Raw genomic sequence first — 18,963 nt, 5'->3', positions numbered from 1 at the left:
GTTCACGGCTGCGTTCATGGCTGCGTTCGTGGCTGGGTACGTTGCTGCGCTCACGGCTGGGTCAATACCCACGCATCGGGCGCGAGTTGCGGCGGCCGGTGATCCGGCGCGTCATACAGCAGCGAGAGCCGGCGGCCATGATGGGAGGCGCTCTCCGGCTCGGCCATCGCCTTGGCCCGCTCCAGGCGTACCGCCTCGGGGACCTGGGTGTGATCGGTGCCCTCCACGATGGCCAGCAGGTCCCGGGCGATCTGCGCACCGTGTTCGGCGCGATGCCACAGGACGGTGTGCACCCCGGCCTGGACGCATTGCCGCAGCAGCGTTCCGTGGTGGTGCGGTTCGCAGCACAGGATCACCGTGCCGGCGTCGCGGTGCACTTCGAGCTGTGCGCGGGCCACCTTGCGGTCCGTGTGCCGGTGGTCGAGGACCAGGCGCTTGGCGTGCGGAAGGGCGGCGGTGCGCTGTTTCCAGCCGGCGTAGCTCTCCCGTGAGCGCTCGGTCGTGCGCACCACCACGCGACGGGTGATGCCCGGCGCGAACGGCCCGTCCTCGTCGCTGTCGCACGACTCCCAGGAGTCCACCTCGAGACCGAGCCAGGCGGACGGCAGGAAGTACTCCACCAGCGCGGTCTCCGGGTCCTCCCGCACCTCGGTGCGCAGCACCCGCCGGATGTCGTCGACCACCTGCTCGCTGCCCGCCTCCGCGTCCCTGACCAGGGCGAGCCGGTGCGACTGGCGGTCCGCCCAGGCCCAGATCTGATAGGTGAAGCGGCGCCCGGTGGCCGTCGGCAGCAGCTCCACCTGGACGCGCGGGGCGGCGGCCGGTTCGTCCGTGCCGTTGATCCGGGCGGTGGCGCCGCCGGGCGGCGTGGTGGGGGCGGCGGCCGCGAGGTCCGCCCGGAACTGGCTCACCGCCGCGTCGTCCACGCCGCAGCGCGCGGCGACCCGTTCGACCCAGGCGTCCAGGTCCTCGGCCGGGTAGAACGCGCCGGCCGACCGCTCGTCGGCGCTGATCCGCACCACGCCCTGGAGCAGCGGCGGTACCGGCGCCCCCGCGGTGGAGCCGAACCCTTCGAGCGCGTCCACGGCGTCGGCCAGGCCGGTCACGGCGGGGAGTTCCGGCGCGTGCGGGAGGACGCCCTCCAGGAGGGCCCTCGGGTCCGTGCGGGTGCAGTAGGCCAGCAAGCCGGAGAGATCCCGCCGCTGACGTGTCGTCAGAAATTCGCCGGGGCGGACGGCGCGGGCGGCCCGGCGCAGCCGCTCCCAGTCGTCGCGGGCGGCGTAACCGCCGGCGCGTGCATGCGGATCGTAGCGGTCGGCGCCGTACGGATCGCCGCCGTAGGGGACGTGGTCCCGTACCAGATCGAGGAGTTCGGGGATGCCGCGGCGGACGCCCACCGCCAGGCCCACCAGCCGTTCCAGGTCGGCGGCCGGGCCGGCCGAGGGCCTGCCGAGGCGGGCGGCGAGCCGCTCCTCGCACGCCAGGACCGCCTGCCTGCCCTGCAGTACCCGCTCCAGCGCCACCAGCAGCTGCTGCACTCCACGCCGGGCGGTGGGCACCGCCGAGGGCGGCAGCGTGGGGAGTTCGGCTTCGATGGCCGGCACGCTGATGGCGTACATCGTCGCCGGCGGCGCCCCGGGGGCGGCCGGCTCGGGAGCCCGGTGCACGGCCGCGACCAGGCCGACCACCGCCTGGCGTTCGCGGTCCCACAGCGGCCCGCCGCTGAACCCCTCGGTGACCTGGGCGCCGCCGGTCACATCCAGCGCGATCCAGGGCGGTGCCGAGACCCGGGGCACCGCGCGCACGGTGGGCAGCGGATTGCCGCTGGCCCATAACGCGATGACGTCGTTGCCGTAGTGGTGCAGCAGGAAGGGAGCCGGTGCGGCCCCGGCCGGCGGGTCGGCCGCCAGCTCCAGGACCGCGAGATCGCCGTGGTAGGGCAGGCTGCCGGGGACGACCGGATCGCCGCCCCGGGCCGTGGCACGCGGCGGCACCCACATCTCCCGTACGACCCGTGCGGTCAGGTCCCGGCCGGCCGCGACATGCGGCAGCCGGACCGTGACGGTGTCGTCGTGACCGGGTGTCTGCTGGACGAAACGGCCCCTGCCCAGCGCACTGTTGACGACATGCGCGCAGGTAAGAACGAGGCGCTCGGCCACCAGTACGCCGGCGCCGACCGCCTGCCCGCCGTCGCGTACGGAGGCGAAGGAGAGGTGGAGCGGGGTGTCGGGGCCGGCGTCTGCGATCACGGCGCGGCTCCTCCGGCCCCGGTCGCTGCGCCCGCATCGCCCCGCGCCGCCGCGTCCCGGTCCAGGTTCCAGGTGGCCGACACGGTGAAACTCGCCTCGCCCTTGCCGGCGAACACCCCGAGCTTGAGGTCCGAGCCGAGCGTGACACCGAACTGCACCGTGACCTCGTCCGGGCGGTGGCTGCTGCCGGCGATGGAGCGGTGGATCTGACCGAGCACCCCGCCGAGCGGGCGCAGCGCCTCTTCCAGGACCTCCCCGCCGCGGCCCAGCGCACGGCCCAACCGGCTGTCGACGCTGACGGGCTGGGCGGAACCGAACGCGTCGGGCAGCTCCAAGTCACCGTCGGCGTCCGGCCGCTGATCCGCGCTCGGGCCCGGCGGCGCGGTCGGCTTCGTCTCGTCGGAGCCGGGAGAGTCCAGAGGATCAGCCCGCAGCCATACGACGGTGTCGTCATCGATTCTGAGCGCCAGGTCCCCCATGGCGATCAGTTTGGCACGAGCGCGCCGGGAGCCGCCGTCTCTTTTCCGTCAGGCGAACGGCGATTCGGCCACCGGCGACGGAGGACCCAAGGGGCCGGCGACGGAGGACCGAGGGGGCCGCCGGGGGCACCGCCGCGCCGCATGTCTGCGCTGCTCAGTCCGTCAGGAGTGCCCGTGCCAGCTGGCGGGACTGCGCGACGAGCCGGTCCTCGGAGTCCCAGACCTCGGCGTCCTCCTCCAGGAAGCCGCCCGCCAGGTTGCGGGTGGTGATGGCGACCCGGAGCGGTCCGGGCGCCGGGCGGCGCCGGATGTGGGTGGTGAGTTCGACGGTGGGCACCCAGCCGGACAGGCCCATCTCGAAGGCGGTGGGCGGCAGCGCGTCGACCGTCAGCAGGAGCGAGAGCGGGTCGGGCGCGCGGCCGTCGGCCAGGCCGAACCAGGCGCGCATCTCCCCCTTGCCGGACGGCGCGCCGACGGCCCAGCCCGCGGTCGCCGGGTCCAGCCGGAGGGCGAGGCGGTCGGCGATGGCGGTGCTGCCGGGGATGGCCGGTTCGCCGTCGGGGGCGCTGTCCGTACCCAGGCAGTGTTCGTACGGGGGGATGGCCGGCGGCTTGGCGGTCGTACGGACGTCGTCGGGCAGGGTGTCGAGGTCGCCGTAGGCGGCGAGCACCCGCAGCCGCTCGACCTCGGTGCCGTCCTCGGCGAACTGGACGAGGGTGGCGGTGCCGGTGGACATCGTGCGGCCGGTGCGGACCACCTCGGTGCGGATGACGGCCGGGCCCGGGACGGAGGCCGTCAGGTAGTGCGCGGTGACCGACATCGGGTCGGGGTGCGGCAGGGCGTCGCCCAGTGCGCGGCCCATGAGGGCGAGCAGATAGCCGCCGTTGACCGCCTGGATGATCGTCCACCCGGCGGAGAGGCGCGCGTCGTAGACGCCGGGGGCGCGGCGGGTGACCGCCGTATCGCGGTCGAACTCGCTGTTACCGATGGTCGCCTTTGCCATGGCGGGCACGCTACAGGGAAAAGTTACCGACCGGTAGTACTAATTTTTCACAGTCATGAACGACCTCGACCGGAGCCATTCGTTCCGCCCCTGCGATGATGGGCGCCATGCTTCATGTGCTCTACCTGGTCGGTGTCTCCGCCTTCGCCGCGAGCGGGGTGCTGGCCGCCTACCGCGCCAACATGGACCCCTTCGGCGGGCTGGTGCTCGCCTTCGCCGCGTCCATCTCCGGCGGCACGCTGCGCGACCTCATACTCGACCGGCAGCCGCTGTACTGGACACACGACTGGGTACTGCTCACGGTGATCATCTGTGTCGGCGTCGGCACCATGGCCTATCTGCGGTTCTGGTCGCTGCCGCACAAAGCGCTGCTGGTGGTGGACGCCCTCGGCCTCGCCGTCGTCACGGTGATCGGGGCCCGCGCCGCCATCGAGGCGGGCGCCACCCCGCTCGCGGTGATCATCCTCGCGGTGCTGACCGGTGTCACCGGTGAGGTGGTCCGCGATGTGCTGTGCGGGGAGTTCCCGCCGCTGCTGCTGCGCGAGGACGTGTACGCGATCGCCGCGCTGGCCGGCGCCTGCTGCTATCTCGCGCTGTTCCACCTCGGCACCGGGGCCACCCCCGCCGCGGCGATCTCGGCGGGGGTGGTGTTCGCGCTGCGGATGGGCGCGGTCTACCTCGGACTGCACCTGCCCCGGCCGCAGCAGCTCGCCAAGCGGGGCGGGCCCGACGCGGACTGACGCCGACTGACGGCGACCGACGCCGGGCCCGCCGGGGGCGACCGCCCCTCCGCTGGCGGCTACTTCCCGGGCAGCGCCGGCCTGCTGTCCGTGTTCAGCCAGGTGTCGAAGAGGTCGTCCAGCTCCTGGCCGGAGATCTTCTCGGCGAGCGCGATGAACTGGGACGTCTCCGCGTTGCCGTACCGGTGCGCGGCGGTCCAGGCCGGCAGCAGCGTGAAGAACGCCTTGTCGCCGATCCGCTCGCGGAGCACCTGGAGCGTCATCGCGCCCCGCTCGTAGACCGCGCCGTGGAACATGGTGTCCCGCTTCGGGTCGGCGATCTTCACCTTCCAGAAGTCGTCGCCGGCCGGGATCTCCTTGTACGCCTCGCGGAACGCGTCGTGGGCGCTCTTGGTGCCCTTGTGCTCGTCCCACAGCCACTGCGCGTAGCTGGCGAAGCCCTCGTTGAGCCAGATGTGCTGCCACTGCTTGACGGAGACCGAGTCGCCGAACCACTGGTGTGCCAGCTCGTGGACGATGGTCGTCTCGTTGCGCACCGCCGAGTAGACCGGCTTGGACTGCACCTCCAGGGAGAAGCCCGCCTGCGGCATGTCGTCGACGATGGCGCCGGTCTCCTCGAAGGGGTACGGGCCGAACACCTTGGACCAGTAGTCGGTGGCCGCGGCGGTGATGCCGTAGACGTCGACCTTGCCGGTCGGCAGGGTCGGGTCGGTGGCCACGTAGATGGGGGTGCCGCCCGGGGTGGTGCCGGTGCGGACGTCGAACTTTCCGACGGTGGCGGTGGCCAGGTACGTCGCCATCGGCTTGGTCTCGCGCCAGTGGAAGTAGGAGCGGCCGCCCTTCTCGTGGGAGCCGACCAGCCGACCGTTGGAGATACCGGTCAGGCCCTTGGGGGCGTCGATGCGGATGTCGTAGGTCGCCTTGTCGCTGGGGTGGTCGCTGGAGGGGAACCAGGTCGAGGCGGCGTTGGGCTCGCAGGCGACGAAGACACCGTCCTTGGTCTTCATCCAGCCGTAGTCGGAGCCGAAGATGATGGGGCCGCTGAGCGGCTTGGGTATGCCGGCGTAGGCGACGGAGACGGTGAACCGCTCGCCCTTGCGGAGGCGGGCGGTCGGGGTGACGGTGAGCTCGTCGCCGGATCTGGCGAAGGCCGCCTTCCTGCCGTTCACCTTGACCGACTCGACCCGGAGCTTCTGCAGGTCGAGGTCGAACCTGCTGAGGTTCCCGGTGGCCTTGGCCTTGATGGTCGTACGGCCTTCCAGGAGGCCGCTGTCGGGGTCGTAGCTGACGCCGAGGTCGTAGTGCAGGGCGTCGAAGCCGCCGTTGCCGAGCTTGGGGAAGTAGGGGTCGCCGACACCGGGCGCGCCGGGCGAGGCGCCGGGGGCGGCGGCGATGGTGGCGGCCGAGGCGACCGCGGTGGCGAGGGCGAGCAAGCGGGGGGTGCGACGCACAGAACGGGAGAGCGCCATGAGTCGTCCTTTCGAACACACGGATGAAGGAAACAGCCGCGCTGACTCTGCACTCTCCCGTCCCTTTTTGCTCAGGACTTTGCCAATTCCTCAGGCTTTACTGATCATTTGGTGCGTTCTCCGGGTGGTGGCATGCCACCTGGTGCCCGGTGCGCAGTGCGACCAGCGGTGGTTCGGTGGTCGTGCACTCCTCGGTCGCCTTCCAGCACCGGGTACGGAACCGGCAGCCGGACGGCGGGTTGATCGGCGAGGGCACATCGCCCTTGAGCAGGATCCGGTCGCGCTGGGTCCGCCGCTTGGGGTCGGGCACCGGCACCGCGGAGAGCAGCGCCTTGGTGTACGGATGCATCGGCGAGTCGTAGAGCGCCTTGCGGTCCGCCAACTCCACGATCTTGCCGAGGTACATGACCGCGATCCGGTCCGAGACATGCCGGATGACGGACAGGTCGTGCGCGATGATCACATACGTCAGCCCGAGCTCCTCCTGGAGGTCGTCCATGAGGTTGACGACCTGCGCCTGGATGGAGACGTCGAGGGCCGAGACCGGCTCGTCGGCGACGACCAGCTTCGGCTTGAGGGCCAGCGCCCTGGCGATGCCGATGCGCTGCCGCTGACCGCCGGAGAACTCGTGCGGATAGCGGTTGTAGTGCTCAGGGCTCAGGCCCACCAGCTCCAGCAGCCGCTGCACCTCCTTCTTCACACCGCCCTCGGGCTCGACGCCCTGGAGGCGGAAGGGGGTGCCGACGATGCCGCCGATGGTGTGCCGGGGGTTCAGCGAGCCGTACGGGTCCTGGAAGATCATCTGGACGTCGCGGCGCATCGGCCGCAGCCTGCCCTGGGACAGATGGGTGATGTCCCGGCCCTCGAACTCGATGGAACCGCCGGTGGGTTCGTCGAGCCGGGTGATCAGCCGGCCCATCGTCGACTTGCCGCAGCCGGACTCGCCGACGACGCCGAGCGTCTCCCCCGGCCGAACGTCGAAGTCGATGCCGTCGACCGCCTGCACCGCCCCGACCTGCCGCTTGAGCAGGCCCTTGGTGATCGGGAAGTGCCGGACCAGACCGCGTACGCGCAGCAGCGGCTCGGGTCCTGCGGCGGCCGGCGCTGCCGTCGGCGGAGCTGCCTCGGCGGCTTCCTGGGGGGCGTCGCCGGCCGACTTCTCGACGGGGATCTTCTTGCTGTCGTCTGTCTCGGTCACAGCTTCGGCGCAATCTCTTCGGTCCAGATACGCTCCCGCTCCTCCTGCGACATATGGCAGGCGGAGTAGTGCCCGCCGTCGACCTGGCGCAGTTCGGGGCGCACCGTGCGGGTGGCGTTGTCCTTGGGGACGTCCGCGTACGGGCAACGGGGGTTGAAGGCACAGCCGGACGGCACGTTGATCAGGCTGGGCGGCGACCCCTTGACGGGTATCAGCCGGTCGGTCTGGTCACGGTCGATCCGTGGCATGGAGCCGAGCAGTCCCCAGGTGTAGGGGTGCTGGGGCGCATAGAAGACCCGCTCGGCCGGCCCGCGCTCCACGCACCGGCCGCCGTACATCACCAGCAGGTCGTCGGCGAGCTCGGCCACCACACCCAGGTCGTGGGTGATGATGATGACCGCCGAGCCGAACTCCTTCTGCAGATCGCGGATCAGGTCGAGGATCTGCGCCTGGACGGTGACGTCCAGGGCGGTGGTCGGCTCGTCGGCGATCAGCAGCTCCGGGTTGTTGACCAGCGCCATCGCGATCATCGCGCGCTGGCGCATACCGCCGGAGAACTGGTGCGGATGGTCGTCGACCCGCTTGTCGGGCTGGGGGATGCCGACCCGGTCGAGCATCTCGATCGCCCGCCTGCGCGCGGTCTTCTTGTCGACGTCGTGGTGGACGCGGTACGCCTCCACGATCTGCTGGCCGACGGTGTAGTAGGGGTGCAGCGCGGACAGCGGGTCCTGGAAGATCATCGCCATCTCCCGGCCGCGCAGCCGGCGCACCTCGTCCGGATCGGCGGAGACCAGCTCCTTGCCGTCCAGCCAGATCTCGCCGGACATGCTGACCTTGCTGCGCTGCTGGCGGGAGGCGCGGTGCAGGCCCATGACGGCGAGCGAGGTCACGGACTTGCCGGAGCCCGACTCGCCGACGATGCCGAGGGTCTTGCCCTTCTCCAGGCTGAACGTGAGCCCGTCGACGGACTTCACGATGCCGTCGTCGGTGGGGAAGTGCACCTTCAGGTCCCGCACTTCGAGGAAGGCGGAGGGCGGCCGCGCCGCTGCGGGTGTCGGCTCGCCGGGTGCGGCGCCGGACTTGTCCAGGTCGGTCACGAGAGCCTCACCCGCGGGTCGACGGAGGCGTACAGAACGTCCACCACCAGGTTGCACAGGACGATGAAGAACGCGGCGAGCAGGGTGACGCCGAGAATGTTCGGCAGGTCGTTGGCGTTGATCGCCTCGACGGCGAAGGCGCCGACTCCCTTGAGCGAGAAGACCTGTTCGGTGATCAGCGCGCCACCGAGCAGCAGGCCCAGGTCCATGCCGAACACGGTGATGATCGGGGTGAGCGCGGCGCGCAGGCCGTGCCGTACGACCACCTTGCGTTCGCGCAGGCCCTTGGCGCGGGCCGTGCGGATGTAGTCCTCGCTCAGCGTCTCCAGCATGCCGGCCCTGGTGAGCCGGGCGTAGAGCGCGGAGTAGAGGAAGGCCAGGGTCACCCAGGGCAGGACCAGGGTCCGCGCCCACAGGAACGGATCCTCCATCAGCGGCACATAGTCGCTGCGTTCGAAGATCGGCCACTGGTAGGTGAAGAGGGCCAGCGCCAGGGCGCCGGTGAAGAACATGGGGAGGGAGACACCGGCCAGGGCGACGCCCATGGCCATCCGGTCGAAGAGCGAGCCGGGGCGCAGCGCGGACAGCACACCGGTGGCGACACCGGAGACGACCCACAGCACGGCGGCACCGGCGGCCAGCGACAGCGTCACCGGGAGCCTGGACTGGATTTCGGGCCAGACCTCGATATGCGTTTTGAAGGAATAGCCGAAGCACGGCACATGGCATTTGGCCGCTTCCGGACCGAATTTGTAGTCGACGCCGACGAAAATGCCCTTGAGGAAGTCCCAGTACTGCTCGTACACGGGCTTGTCCAGGCCGAGATTCTTCTTCACCGCGGCGATATCCGCGGGCGTGGGGGCCTTTCCGATGTACTGCTGGGCAAGCTGGTCGGTGCTCTGCCCGGCCAGTTTCGGCAGCAGGAAGAAGATGCCGAAAGTGACCGCGCTGACGATCAGCAGCAGGATCACTGCGCTGATCAACCTGCGGATGATGTACGAGAACACGGGGATGCGGCGCCGGTGCCGCGGGCCGGCCGGAACCGGCCCGCGGACACCAATGCCTTCACCTGCCTTCCAGGGCTGCTACTTCTTGACGCCGACGTTGAGGTAGTCGTACTCACCGCTGAAGGCCGAGGTGGACACCAGGTTGGTGGCCTTGGGCGAGCGGTACATCAGGACCTTGAAGTAGGTGAGCGGGACCATCGCCGCCTGCTCCATCGCCTTCTTGTCGATCTCGGCGTACGCCTTCTCGCGCGCGGCCTTGTCGGTGTTGGCGATGGCGCTGTCGAGCAGCTTGTTGATCTCCGGGTCGTCGAGCTCGGAGAGGTTGGTGTTACCGGACTGGCTGATCGCCTTGCCGTTCAGGATCTGCTGGAGGTAGCCGTAGCCGGTCGGGAAGTCCGAGCCCCACTGCATCATGATCAGGCCGACGTTGTTCTTCTTGTTGAACTTCGGCACACCCGCGTAGTCCGAGAAGTACTTGCTGGTCGGGTAGCTCTGGATCTTGGCGTTGACGCCGATCTTCTTGAGCGAGTCGATGACCGAGGTCGCCGCGTCCACCTCGTCCTGGCGGTCGTTGCGCGCCAGGATGGTGGTGTCGACCTTGCCGGCGCCGCACTTGTCCCAGTGCTTCTTGGCCTCGGTCAGGTCCAGCTTGTCGCCCTTGTACTTCTGCGGGTACAGGTCGTACTTCTGGTAGCCGTCGAGGTCGCTGGGCAGGACCGTGGAGGCGATCTCACCGCGGATCGGGCCGCCGAGCGAGGTCTGCACGGCCTTCTTGTCGATGGCGTACTCGACGGCCTTGCGGCACTCGATGTTGTCGAACGGCTTCACCTTGGTGTTGATCGCCGTGTAGACGAGGCGCTGGCCGAGCGCGTTGTCGGTGTTGGCCTTCTCCTTGGAGTCCACCAGGAGCTTGGCCTGCGTCTGGCCGTCGACGCCGCGGCCGGCCAGGTCGACATGGGTGGTACCGGACTGGAGGTCCTTGTCGATGGTCGACTGGGCGACCTTCAGCTTCAGGACGATCTTGTCCGGCAGCTGCTTGCGCAGCGGGTCGGTCTTCGCGGACCAGTGCGGGTTGCGGACGAGGGTGAGCTGCTTGCCCTCCTCGTAGCTCTCGTACTTGTACGAGCCGCTGGAGACCACGGACTTGGTGTAGTCCGCGCCCTTGTCCTTGGCCTGCGGCACCGGGGCCGTCTGCGGGGCGCTGACCAGGTAGTCGAACTCGGCGAACGGCTTCTTCAGGTGGAAGACGATCGTCTGGTCGTCGGGGGTCTCGATGGACTTGAGACCCTCCTTGCCCTTGTCCTTGTAGGGACCCTTGTAGCCGCCGTCGTTGTCCTTGAGGAACTGCTGGAAGTAGTTCGGGCCCAGCGAGAGGGTGTCGCGCGCGAAGTTGCTGCGCTCGACGGCGTACTTCACGTCCTTCGAGGTGATCGCGGAGCCGTCGTCGTACTTGAGGCCCTTGCGGATCTTGTACGTCCAGGTCTTGCCGCCGTCGGAGGCCTTGCCCATCGACTCGGCGAGGTCCGGGACCAGCTCGTTGCCCTTGGCGCCGGGGCCCGGCTTGAAGGTGGTCAGCGGGCGCGCGTAGAGCCGGCTGAAGTTGTAGATGAAGGCGTAGTACGTGTTGCCCGGGTCGAACGACTCGGGAGCGTCACTCAGGGCGTAGTTGAGCGTGCCGCCCTTCGTGTCCGAGGCGTTGACGACGCCCTTGGTCGCGGCGTTGGCCTCGGCCGAGCCGCTTCCGGAGTCCTTGCCCCCGCTGCAGCCGGCCAGCAAAAGGCCCGCACTGGTGATGGCCGCTATGGTCGCGACCGGAACTGACCTTCGCATGATGGTCGGTCTCCCCTTCGTTCGTCGAGAAACGTCGGAACGTCAGAACGTCAAAACACTGTTGAGGCTGTTGAGGCTGCTGGGCAGGTGCCCGCGTGCTGTCAGCGGCTGCGCGGGTCCAGCGCGTCCCTCAGTCCGTCACCGAGCAGGTTGAACGCGAGCACGGTGACGAAGATCGCGAGGCCGGGGACGATCATGTACTGAGGGTCGACCTCGTAGTACTTGACCGCCTGGTTGAGCATTCCGCCCCAGGACGCCTGGGGCGGCTGGATGCCGACACCGAGGAAGCTCAGCGCAGCCTCGAACAGGATGTTGGAGGGGATCAGCAGCGTCGAGTAGACGATCACCGGACCCACCAGGTTGGGCAGCAGTTCCCGGAAGAGGATGAACGGCCCGCGCGCACCCATGCCGCGGGCGGCGTCCACGAATTCGCGTTCCCGCAGCGACAGGGTCTGGGCGCGCACGATGCGTCCCATGTACGGCCAGTTGAAGAAGCCGATCACGAAGATCAGCACCGAGATGTGCAGCGGCAGGCCCTCCATGCCGAACGCGCCGCCCTGGAGGGAGGCGGAGATGGCGATGGCGAACAGCAGCAGCGGGAAGGCCAGGAAGACGTCCATCATGCGGCTGATGAACGCGTCCACCCGGCCGCGGTAGAAGCCGGCGACGACGCCGAGGACGGTGCCGATGGCGACCGACAGCAGCGTCGCGCCGAAGGCCACGATCAGCGACACCCACGAGCCCTCGAGGATGCGGGCGAGCAGGTCACGGCCGAACTTCGGGTCCACACCGAGCGGGTGGTCCCCGCTCATACCGCCCAGGTCGCCCTTGGGCAGCGTGGTGTTGGGGTCGATCAGCGACTGGTTCGGGCTGTTCGGGTCCAGGCCCAGCAGGGCCTGCAGCGGGCGGGACAGCGCGGCGACCACGACGAGCAGGAGGACGACGATGGCGCCCGCTACCGCGACCTTGTCGCGGCGGAAGCGCAGCCACGCGATCTGGCCGAGCGAGCGCCCTTCGATGCGCTTGCCCTCGACGCCTTTCAGCACCGCTTCCGGCTGCGCCTCAGCAGCCGCCCCGGTGGTCTCGATCGGTGCGGTCACGGTGCCCTTGACCCCTCTCGGCCGGCGGTGGCCGGCCCCAAATGCCCGCCGCGGATAGCGGACTGGTTCACATCACTGGTGCAAGTGGTGCATACATCGCGGAAGTTCGCCCCGTGGAATTCTTCGCCCCGTGGAAATAGAGATTCACGCGATGCTGGTCTGAATGACGCTCGTACAAGGAGCCGAAGCTCTCTTGAAGCCGGAGTCTTCATCCGATTCGCGATCACTCACCAGTCCTCGCGATGAAAGGATGCGCAACTGTGATGTGGTCCACAGGCTTCCGTTATACGGACAGCCGGCCCGGCTGAGCGGAATGATCAACCGTGAAAGAGGGATTCAACCGGTGGGCGCATGGGGTGAATTCACCCCAAAGAAATGCGCGCTGCCGTGGTTTCGGGCGCTGGCCCGGACCAACGCGGATCAGTACGGACGGGGATATCCGTAGCCGTAGGAAGGGGCGGGAGCGGGACCCGGACCGGGCGCCTGGGCGTAGCCGTCGCGGTCGAAGAACGGACGCGTGGAGGCCCGCATCCACATTCCGACGGGGTCGTATTCATCGTTCATCGCGACGGTCGATACCGGCAAACCGTCCGGAACCGCGCCGATCGACTGCTGGATCATCAACCGCACCGAATCCACCGCGTGTTGGCCGGTGTCGTACAGATCCAGCCCGATCGCCAGATACGGGGCACCCAGGGCGGGCTGCACCCAGGCCCGGCGCAACGACCGCACAGCGGGCGTCCGGTGGGCGTTCTGGGCCAGGAGGGCATAGAACTGCGGGATGTCGATGACCGGTTCCGAGATCCGCAGCGGTCCGGCCGGCAGCCGGTCGAGGCCGCCGGCGATACGGCGCAGATCCAGCCAGGGAATGCCGACACCGCCGCCGGGAGCGTGCGGATTCAGCCACAGACCCCAGCGGTCGGGGAAGAGCGTCGCGGCGATGTCGGGGCCGGTGACGAGTTCGTGGTCGCGGCTCCAGCCGGAGGCGGCGAGTTCGGCGGCCGAGGTCACACACGGCGCATAGCCGAGGCCGTCGACCTCCATGTTCCCGTACTGCGCGTCGGGCATCCCGGCCCGGCCCTGCCAGAGCAGCATCCAGACCTGCCCCGCGGCGAGCGCCTGCAGCAGCGCCTCGTAGGCGTCGTAGCGGCCGGGCGCGACCTGCTGCAGCATCTGCTCGACCTGCCCGGCCGCCGCCGCTCCCTGATGCCCGCCCGCGCTCACCTGGTCCGTCCCTTCTGTCGGCAGGGCACGTGGGGCGCCCGCCCGTCATCCAACCAGCTTACGAGTGCTCCCGAGAGTAGAAGGGCCGCACACGCTCCAGCATCCAGTCGGCGACCGGGTCGCCCTGGGCGATGTCGAGCATGACGAGCTGCACGGGCCAGGGCACCGGGACCGCGCCCAGCGCACGTCCCAAGGCCTGCAGGGCCCCTTCGCGGGCGGCGCCGTCCTGTAGCGCGGCGGGCGGCACCTCGACCTGAACTCCGACGAACAGCGCGGGCGTGTCGCCCTCCACACTTGCCAGGACACGACGGGCAGTTAGGACAAAACCGGCGGCGGAGAACTCCAGCCCGGCAGCGGCCAGGAAGTCCACCGGCTCGTGCTGCCAGTCCGGCTCGAAGAGCCGCACCCGACCACCGCTCGGCAGCCCGGCCGACTCATGCCCCTTCTCCCTGCACAGTTCGGCCACCGCGGCCGGCGGCAGCGGAACACCGACCATGCCGTCCGGATTGACCGCGATGCCCAGCTTCGCGGGCAGTCCGCGGGCGAACTCCCGGGCCGGCGCGACCGTGAAGGACATATGCGAGCCGACGACCCGCAGAAACTCCTGCTCGGAACTGAAGACCGGCACATACGCCGCGCCGCCGATCTCCACGGTGGCCAGATCGAGGCCGCCGGCGCCCGGCCCGGCGCTGTCGGGGCCGCCGCCGTTGGGCAGCGGCACCCACACCCGGCTGCGGCCCAGCACCTCGACGATCCGGCCGCCCGCGCCCGGGTGCCCGACCGACGCGGCCAGCACCTCTTCGAGCTCGTTCGCCGGCCACGCCAGCTCCGGTATCCCCTGCTCCGGAAAGTTCATCTCACCCACCCGTTCGCACCGCCCGGTTCACACCGCGCTTTCTGCCCGAAGACCCTAAACGAGAAGGGAGCGAATCGGCGCCACGGGGCTTCCGGGCCGGCGGGGGCCGCGGGGCTTCCGGGCTGCGCTGCCGGGCTGCCGGGCTGCCGGGCTGCCGGGAATATCGCCCCGCGCCCCCCGCGTTGTGGACCCGCAGGGGGCCCTCGCATCCCCTAGGGGATCTGTTCGAACATCCCCTAAGGGTCACAAGCACCCCCCAAGGGACACCAGCAACGCCCCCCGCCCGCCCCTCAGCCGAAGCTCACCGTCTCCAACGCGCTCGCCGCCCCCCGGTCCAGCAGCACCGCGGAGTCGAAGCCCTTCGGCAGCCGGGCCGCCTCCGCCCCGCTCACCAGACGGGCCACCGCCCTGCGGTGCCGCGCGAACGCGTACCCCGAGACGCCGCGCCCCCGGGACTCCTGCCCGGACAGCGCCACCTCGGGCGATACGTCCAGCAGCACCAGATGCAGCCCGCGGCCGCCGCGCCGGGCCGAGCGCGCGATCCAGCGGCGCACCCACGCCAGCGTCCCGCAGTCGTGCACCACCACGCTGTGGCCGGAGCGCAGCGCACGGCGCAGCCCCAGGTAGTGGGAGGCGCGGACCATCGGGCGGTAGAGGCCGTACGGCAGCCGGCGCAGCCTGCCGCGTTCCCAGCGCTCGCGGACGTCCTGCGAGTCGATCCGGTGCACCGCGGCGCCCCGGGCGTCCAGCGGCGGCACGATGCGGTGCATCAGAGTGCTCTTGCCGCTGCCCGGCAGGCCGGAGACCACGACGAGATCACCGGCCGGAAAGCGCATCTCGGCCGCCGGGCGGCCCTGGCGTGCTCCCCTCAAGTCCATGACATCGGCGTTGCGTCCTGGCCTGACGACGGCCGGGGACGTGCGTCCGGGGCGGGGTATCGCGGCGCCCGCGACCCCCGCATTCGTCGCGAATGCGGCTTCCCTGTGCACCGTGATCGCCCCTCCCGGTCCGGTTCGAGTCCGGTTCGAGCCCGTTCTCTACCCGCACAGTGTCAAGAAAAGGTAATACCAATCAAGGCGATTGTCCGGTCCGTCCGCCCCGTGGACGTGGACCGGCGCCGGATCGCGGGACGCCGGAGCCCCGGTCCGGAGCGGGGCGACGACCAGGACTCCTGCATCCGGCGATCCCGTGCAATGATGTCGGCGCCAACGTGCACACAAGTTCGTCACCCGTGCACGGCCAACTCCATACCGGCCGCTTGAATCCGCGCGGGAGAGTCCCCGGCCGCCACGGCGGGGCGCCGAAGGAGCAAGTCCTCCCTTGAATCTCTCAGGCCCCTATACCGCGCGGGCGAGGCAGATCTGAAAAGCGAGCCACCGCCCGGCCTACGGGGGCGGCTCCACCCAAGGTGCAAACCGGGTCCGTTCGCGGGATCCCGGTGAACCTCTCAGGTTCCGATGACAGATGGGGAGAACGTCTTGTCACCCATGCCTGGGAGCCCAGAACCATGACTGATGCCCCCCGCCGTACCGCGCTGGATGCCACGCATCGTGCGCTCGGCGCGACCATGACCGACTTCGCCGGCTGGGACATGCCGCTGCGCTACGGCAGCGAGCGGGACGAGCATGTCGCCGTCCGCACCCGCGCCGGCCTGTTCGACCTCTCCCACATGGGCGAGATCACCGTCACCGGCCCGCAGGCCGCCGACCTTCTCGACTACGCGCTGGTGGGCAACATCGGCGGCGTCAAGACGGGCCGCGCCCGCTACACCATGATCTGCGAGGCCGGGGGCGGCATCCTCGACGACCTGATCGTCTACCGGCTCGAGGACCAGGAGTACATGGTCGTCGCCAACGCCTCCAACGCCCAGGTGGTGCTGGACGCGCTGACCGAGCGCGCGGCCGGTTTCGACGCCGAGGTCCGCGACGACCGGGACGCGTACGCGCTGATCGCGGTCCAGGGCCCGGAGTCCCCCGGCATTCTCAAGGGGCTGACCGACGCCGATCTGGACGGCCTCAAGTACTACGCGGGCCTGCCCGGCACGGTCGCCGGTGTGGAGGCGCTGATCGCCCGTACGGGATACACCGGCGAGGACGGCTTCGAGCTGTTCGTACGGCCCGCGGACGCGGTCGCCCTCTGGGAGGCGCTGACCGCGGCCGGCAAGGACGTCGGGCTGGTGCCGTGCGGTCTGTCCTGCCGTGACACGCTCCGCCTGGAGGCGGGCATGCCGCTGTACGGGCACGAGCTGACCACCGCGACCACGCCGTTCGACGCCGGTCTCGGCCGGGTCGTGAAGTTCGAGAAGACCACCAACAACGGTGACTTCGTGGGCCGCGCCGCGCTGACGGCGGCCGCCGAGCGGGCCGAGGCCAGTCCGCCGCGCAAGCTGGTCGGCCTGATCGCCGACGGGCGCCGGGTGCCGCGCGCCGGATACCCGGTCGTCGCGGCCGACGGCACGGTCATCGGCGAGGTCACCTCCGGGGCGCCGTCCCCCACCCTGGGCAAGCCGCTTGCCATCGCGTACGTCGACGCGGCGTACGCCACGCCGGGCACCGAGGGTGTCGCGGTGGACATCCGTGGAAGCCATGAGCCGTATGAGGTCGTCGCGCTGCCCTTCTACAAGCGGCAGAAGTAGCCGTAAGAGGCCGTAGAAGTAACGCTTCGCCCACGGCTGTCGTGTCACGGCGCGCCTCACGCGTCTCACTGTGCAAGACCCCATTCACGATCACACCCTCGCGTACAGGAGAATCGAGCCATGAGCAACCCCCAGCAGCTGCGCTACAGCAAGGAGCACGAGTGGCTGTCGGCCGCCGAGGACGGCGTCTCGACGGTCGGCATCACCGAGCACGCGGCCAACGCCCTCGGCGATGTGGTCTACGTGCAGCTTCCTGAGGTCGGTTCCACGGTCAAGGCGGGCGAGACCTGCGGTGAGCTGGAGTCGACCAAGTCGGTCAGCGACCTCTACTCGCCCGTCGAAGGCGAGATCACCGCGGTCAACGACGATGTCGTCGCCGACCCCTCGCTGGTGAACTCCGCCCCGTTCGAGGGCGGTTGGCTGTTCAAGGTGAAGGTCAGCGGTGAGGGCGAGCTGCTCTCGGCCGACGAGTACGCCGCCTTCATCACCGGTTGAGCCGGAGCCGTCCGGACCATCTCCCGCCCTCGCCCGAGTGGGAGCTCCCCCAGACTCCGTCCGGGGGACCCCATCGCGCCCCCTGACCCCTCAGGAAGACTCATGTCGCTTCTCAACAGCTCCCTCCATGAGCTCGACCCCGACGTCGCCGCCGCCGTCGACGCCGAGCTCCACCGTCAGCAGTCCACCCTCGAAATGATCGCGTCGGAGAACTTCGCTCCGGTCGCCGTCATGGAGGCGCAGGGCTCCGTCCTCACCAACAAGTACGCCGAGGGCTACCCCGGCCGCCGCTACTACGGCGGCTGTGAGCACGTCGACGTCGTCGAGAAGATCGCCATCGAGCGGATCAAGGCTCTCTTCGGCGCCGAGGCCGCCAACGTCCAGCCGCACTCGGGCGCGCAGGCCAACGCCGCCGCGATGTTCGCGCTGCTCAAGCCGGGCGACACCATCCTGGGTCTGAACCTCGCGCACGGCGGGCACCTGACCCACGGAATGAAGATCAACTTCTCGGGCAAGCTCTACAACGTGGTCGCCTACCACGTCGACGAGAAGACCAACCTGGTCGACATGGAAGAGGTCGAGCGCCTCGCCAAGGAGCACCGCCCCAAGCTGATCGTCGCCGGCTGGTCCGCCTACCCGCGGCAGCTGGACTTCGCGGCCTTCCGCCGGATCGCGGACGAGGTCGGCGCGTACCTGATGGTCGACATGGCGCACTTCGCCGGTCTGGTCGCCGCGGGTCTGCACCCCTCCCCCGTGCCGCACGCGCATGTCGTCACCACCACCACGCACAAGACCCTCGGCGGTCCGCGCGGCGGTGTGATCCTGTCCACCCAGGAGCTCGCCAAGAAGATCAACTCGGCGGTCTTCCCGGGCCAGCAGGGCGGCCCCCTGGAGCATGTCATCGCGGCGAAGGCGGTGTCCTTCAAGGTCGCGGCGTCCGACGACTTCAAGGAGCGCCAGCAGCGCACCCTCGAAGGCGCCCGCATCCTGGCCGAGCGGCTGATCCAGCCGGACGTCACCGAGGCCGGTGTGTCCGTGCTGTCCGGCGGCACGGACGTGCACCTCGTCCTGGTCGACCTGCGCAACAGCGAGCTGGACGGCCAGCAGGCCGAGGACCGTCTCCACGAGGTCGGCATCACGGTCAACCGCAATGCCATCCCGAACGACCCGCGGCCGCCGATGGTCACCTCGGGTCTGCGGATCGGCACGCCGGCGCTGGCCACCCGCGGTTTCCAGACCGAGGACTTCCGCGAGGTCGCGGACATCATCGCCGAGACGCTGAAGCCGTCGTACGACACCGAGTCGCTCAAGGCCCGGGTCTCGGCGCTGGCGGAGAAGCACCCGCTGTACCCCTCGCTGTGATGCCTTATCCGTCGCTGTGACGAGGCGTGTCCCGGCGGCGTCCTGTGACGGACGACGCTCTGTGACGCGCGTCTCCCCCTGAGGGCCCGGCCCGCCGGATGTCCGGCGGGCCGGGGACGGACGGGCCTCGGGCCCGGGGCCGCGCGCCGGCCCCGGGCCCGCGCCCTGTCCGGCCGTTCTTCCGCGCGCTCCGGCGCCCGCCCCTTGCCCGCGCTCCAC

General features: G+C 70.0%; 16 protein-coding genes and 2 riboswitches. Of the genes, 4 read left to right on the top strand and 12 right to left on the bottom strand.

Annotation, left to right across the window (positions count from 1 at the left end):
* Positions 1–50 precede the first annotated feature (50 nt).
* From FCH28_RS26730 to FCH28_RS26720, 3 genes are all read right to left on the bottom strand, one after another.
* A complete protein-coding gene (locus FCH28_RS26730; RefSeq protein WP_136742714.1) occupies positions 51–2,249 on the bottom strand; it encodes a VMAP-C domain-containing protein in 2,199 nt (732 codons plus the stop codon).
* The gene (locus tag FCH28_RS26725; protein WP_222852453.1) at positions 2,246–2,728 is read right to left on the bottom strand and encodes a CU044_2847 family protein; all 483 of its coding nucleotides are present in this window, start codon (positions 2,726–2,728) and stop codon (positions 2,246–2,248) included. Before FCH28_RS26725 ends, FCH28_RS26730 begins: the two co-directional genes overlap by 4 nt.
* A 154-nt stretch (positions 2,729–2,882) precedes the next feature.
* Positions 2,883–3,731 (bottom strand): thioesterase family protein, encoded by an 849-nt coding sequence (locus tag FCH28_RS26720; protein WP_136742713.1) that lies wholly within the window; start codon positions 3,729–3,731, stop codon positions 2,883–2,885.
* Between the two features lie 107 nt (positions 3,732–3,838).
* Between FCH28_RS26720 and FCH28_RS26715 the strand changes: the two genes are divergently transcribed.
* The gene (locus FCH28_RS26715) at positions 3,839–4,471 is read left to right on the top strand and encodes a trimeric intracellular cation channel family protein (RefSeq protein ID WP_169314258.1); all 633 of its coding nucleotides are present in this window, start codon (positions 3,839–3,841) and stop codon (positions 4,469–4,471) included.
* 59 nt (positions 4,472–4,530) lie between these two features.
* Here the strand turns inward: FCH28_RS26715 and FCH28_RS26710 are convergent, their stop codons facing one another.
* The 9 genes from FCH28_RS26710 to FCH28_RS26670 all read right to left on the bottom strand — a co-directional run bounded on the left by FCH28_RS26710 (position 4,531) and on the right by FCH28_RS26670 (position 15,130).
* On the bottom strand, positions 4,531–5,940 hold the full coding sequence (locus FCH28_RS26710) for a M1 family metallopeptidase (RefSeq protein ID WP_136742711.1): 1,410 nt from the start codon (positions 5,938–5,940) through the stop codon (positions 4,531–4,533).
* Between the two features lie 97 nt (positions 5,941–6,037).
* The gene (locus tag FCH28_RS26705; protein WP_136742865.1) at positions 6,038–7,111 is read right to left on the bottom strand and encodes an ABC transporter ATP-binding protein; all 1,074 of its coding nucleotides are present in this window, start codon (positions 7,109–7,111) and stop codon (positions 6,038–6,040) included.
* Between the two features lie 23 nt (positions 7,112–7,134).
* Positions 7,135–8,235 carry an ABC transporter ATP-binding protein gene (locus FCH28_RS26700; RefSeq protein ID WP_136742710.1) on the bottom strand — a complete coding sequence of 367 codons (1,101 nt, stop codon included), beginning with the start codon at positions 8,233–8,235 and terminating at the stop codon, positions 7,135–7,137.
* Positions 8,232–9,242 (bottom strand): ABC transporter permease, encoded by a 1,011-nt coding sequence (locus FCH28_RS26695; protein WP_136742709.1) that lies wholly within the window; start codon positions 9,240–9,242, stop codon positions 8,232–8,234. Before FCH28_RS26695 ends, FCH28_RS26700 begins: the two co-directional genes overlap by 4 nt.
* Before the next feature lie 78 nt (positions 9,243–9,320).
* Positions 9,321–11,072, bottom strand: coding sequence for an ABC transporter substrate-binding protein (locus FCH28_RS26690; RefSeq protein ID WP_136742708.1), 1,752 nt, complete (start codon positions 11,070–11,072; stop codon positions 9,321–9,323).
* 101 nt (positions 11,073–11,173) lie between these two features.
* Positions 11,174–12,172, bottom strand: a complete 999-nt coding sequence (locus FCH28_RS26685; RefSeq protein WP_136742707.1) for an ABC transporter permease — start codon at positions 12,170–12,172, stop codon at positions 11,174–11,176.
* A 420-nt stretch (positions 12,173–12,592) separates the two neighbouring features.
* Positions 12,593–13,396 carry an enhanced serine sensitivity protein SseB C-terminal domain-containing protein gene (locus FCH28_RS26680; RefSeq protein ID WP_136742706.1) on the bottom strand — a complete coding sequence of 268 codons (804 nt, stop codon included), beginning with the start codon at positions 13,394–13,396 and terminating at the stop codon, positions 12,593–12,595.
* A 58-nt stretch (positions 13,397–13,454) separates the two neighbouring features.
* Positions 13,455–14,252, bottom strand: a complete 798-nt coding sequence (locus FCH28_RS26675; protein WP_136742705.1) for an enhanced serine sensitivity protein SseB — start codon at positions 14,250–14,252, stop codon at positions 13,455–13,457.
* 290 nt (positions 14,253–14,542) lie between these two features.
* Positions 14,543–15,130 (bottom strand): AAA family ATPase, encoded by a 588-nt coding sequence (locus FCH28_RS26670; protein ID WP_136742704.1) that lies wholly within the window; start codon positions 15,128–15,130, stop codon positions 14,543–14,545.
* A 381-nt stretch (positions 15,131–15,511) separates the two neighbouring features.
* A riboswitch (glycine riboswitch) is annotated at positions 15,512–15,607 on the top strand.
* A riboswitch (glycine riboswitch) is annotated at positions 15,608–15,726 on the top strand.
* Positions 15,727–15,759: 33 nt separating this feature from the next.
* On the opposite strand from FCH28_RS26670, the gene gcvT reads away from it, so the two are divergent.
* From gcvT to glyA, 3 genes are all read left to right on the top strand, one after another.
* Positions 15,760–16,887, top strand: coding sequence for a glycine cleavage system aminomethyltransferase GcvT (gcvT, locus tag FCH28_RS26665; protein WP_136742703.1), 1,128 nt, complete (start codon positions 15,760–15,762; stop codon positions 16,885–16,887).
* 120 nt (positions 16,888–17,007) lie between these two features.
* Complete coding sequence (gcvH, locus tag FCH28_RS26660; RefSeq protein WP_136742702.1) at positions 17,008–17,382, top strand: glycine cleavage system protein GcvH; 375 nt, start codon at positions 17,008–17,010, stop codon at positions 17,380–17,382.
* 102 nt (positions 17,383–17,484) lie between these two features.
* Positions 17,485–18,744: a serine hydroxymethyltransferase gene (glyA, locus tag FCH28_RS26655; protein ID WP_136742701.1), complete on the top strand. Its 1,260-nt coding sequence runs from the start codon at positions 17,485–17,487 to the stop codon at positions 18,742–18,744.
* The last annotated feature ends 219 nt before the right edge of the window (positions 18,745–18,963 follow it).

The organism is Streptomyces piniterrae (assembly GCF_005048155.1).
GTDB classification, from domain to species: Bacteria; Actinomycetota; Actinomycetes; order Streptomycetales; family Streptomycetaceae; genus Streptomyces; species Streptomyces piniterrae.
Note: the sequence above shows the minus strand (reverse complement) of the source record. Positions and strands in the feature narration are given on the sequence as shown.

What these genes read in the sequence shown, in the direction of transcription:
- FCH28_RS26725 (WP_222852453.1), bottom strand. Translation starts at nt 2,728, where the DNA reads ATGGGGGACCTGGCGCTCAGAATCGATGACGACACCGTCGTATGGCTG.
- FCH28_RS26720 (WP_136742713.1), bottom strand. Translation starts at nt 3,731, where the DNA reads ATGGCAAAGGCGACCATCGGTAACAGCGAGTTCGACCGCGATACGGCG.
- FCH28_RS26715 (WP_169314258.1), top strand. Translation starts at nt 3,839, where the DNA reads ATGCTTCATGTGCTCTACCTGGTCGGTGTCTCCGCCTTCGCCGCGAGC.
- FCH28_RS26710 (WP_136742711.1), bottom strand. Translation starts at nt 5,940, where the DNA reads ATGGCGCTCTCCCGTTCTGTGCGTCGCACCCCCCGCTTGCTCGCCCTC.
- FCH28_RS26690 (WP_136742708.1), bottom strand. Translation starts at nt 11,072, where the DNA reads ATGCGAAGGTCAGTTCCGGTCGCGACCATAGCGGCCATCACCAGTGCG.
- FCH28_RS26675 (WP_136742705.1), bottom strand. Translation starts at nt 14,252, where the DNA reads ATGAACTTTCCGGAGCAGGGGATACCGGAGCTGGCGTGGCCGGCGAAC.
- FCH28_RS26670 (WP_136742704.1), bottom strand. Translation starts at nt 15,130, where the DNA reads ATGGACTTGAGGGGAGCACGCCAGGGCCGCCCGGCGGCCGAGATGCGC.
- gcvT (WP_136742703.1), top strand. Translation starts at nt 15,760, where the DNA reads ATGACTGATGCCCCCCGCCGTACCGCGCTGGATGCCACGCATCGTGCG.
- gcvH (WP_136742702.1), top strand. Translation starts at nt 17,008, where the DNA reads ATGAGCAACCCCCAGCAGCTGCGCTACAGCAAGGAGCACGAGTGGCTG.
- glyA (WP_136742701.1), top strand. Translation starts at nt 17,485, where the DNA reads ATGTCGCTTCTCAACAGCTCCCTCCATGAGCTCGACCCCGACGTCGCC.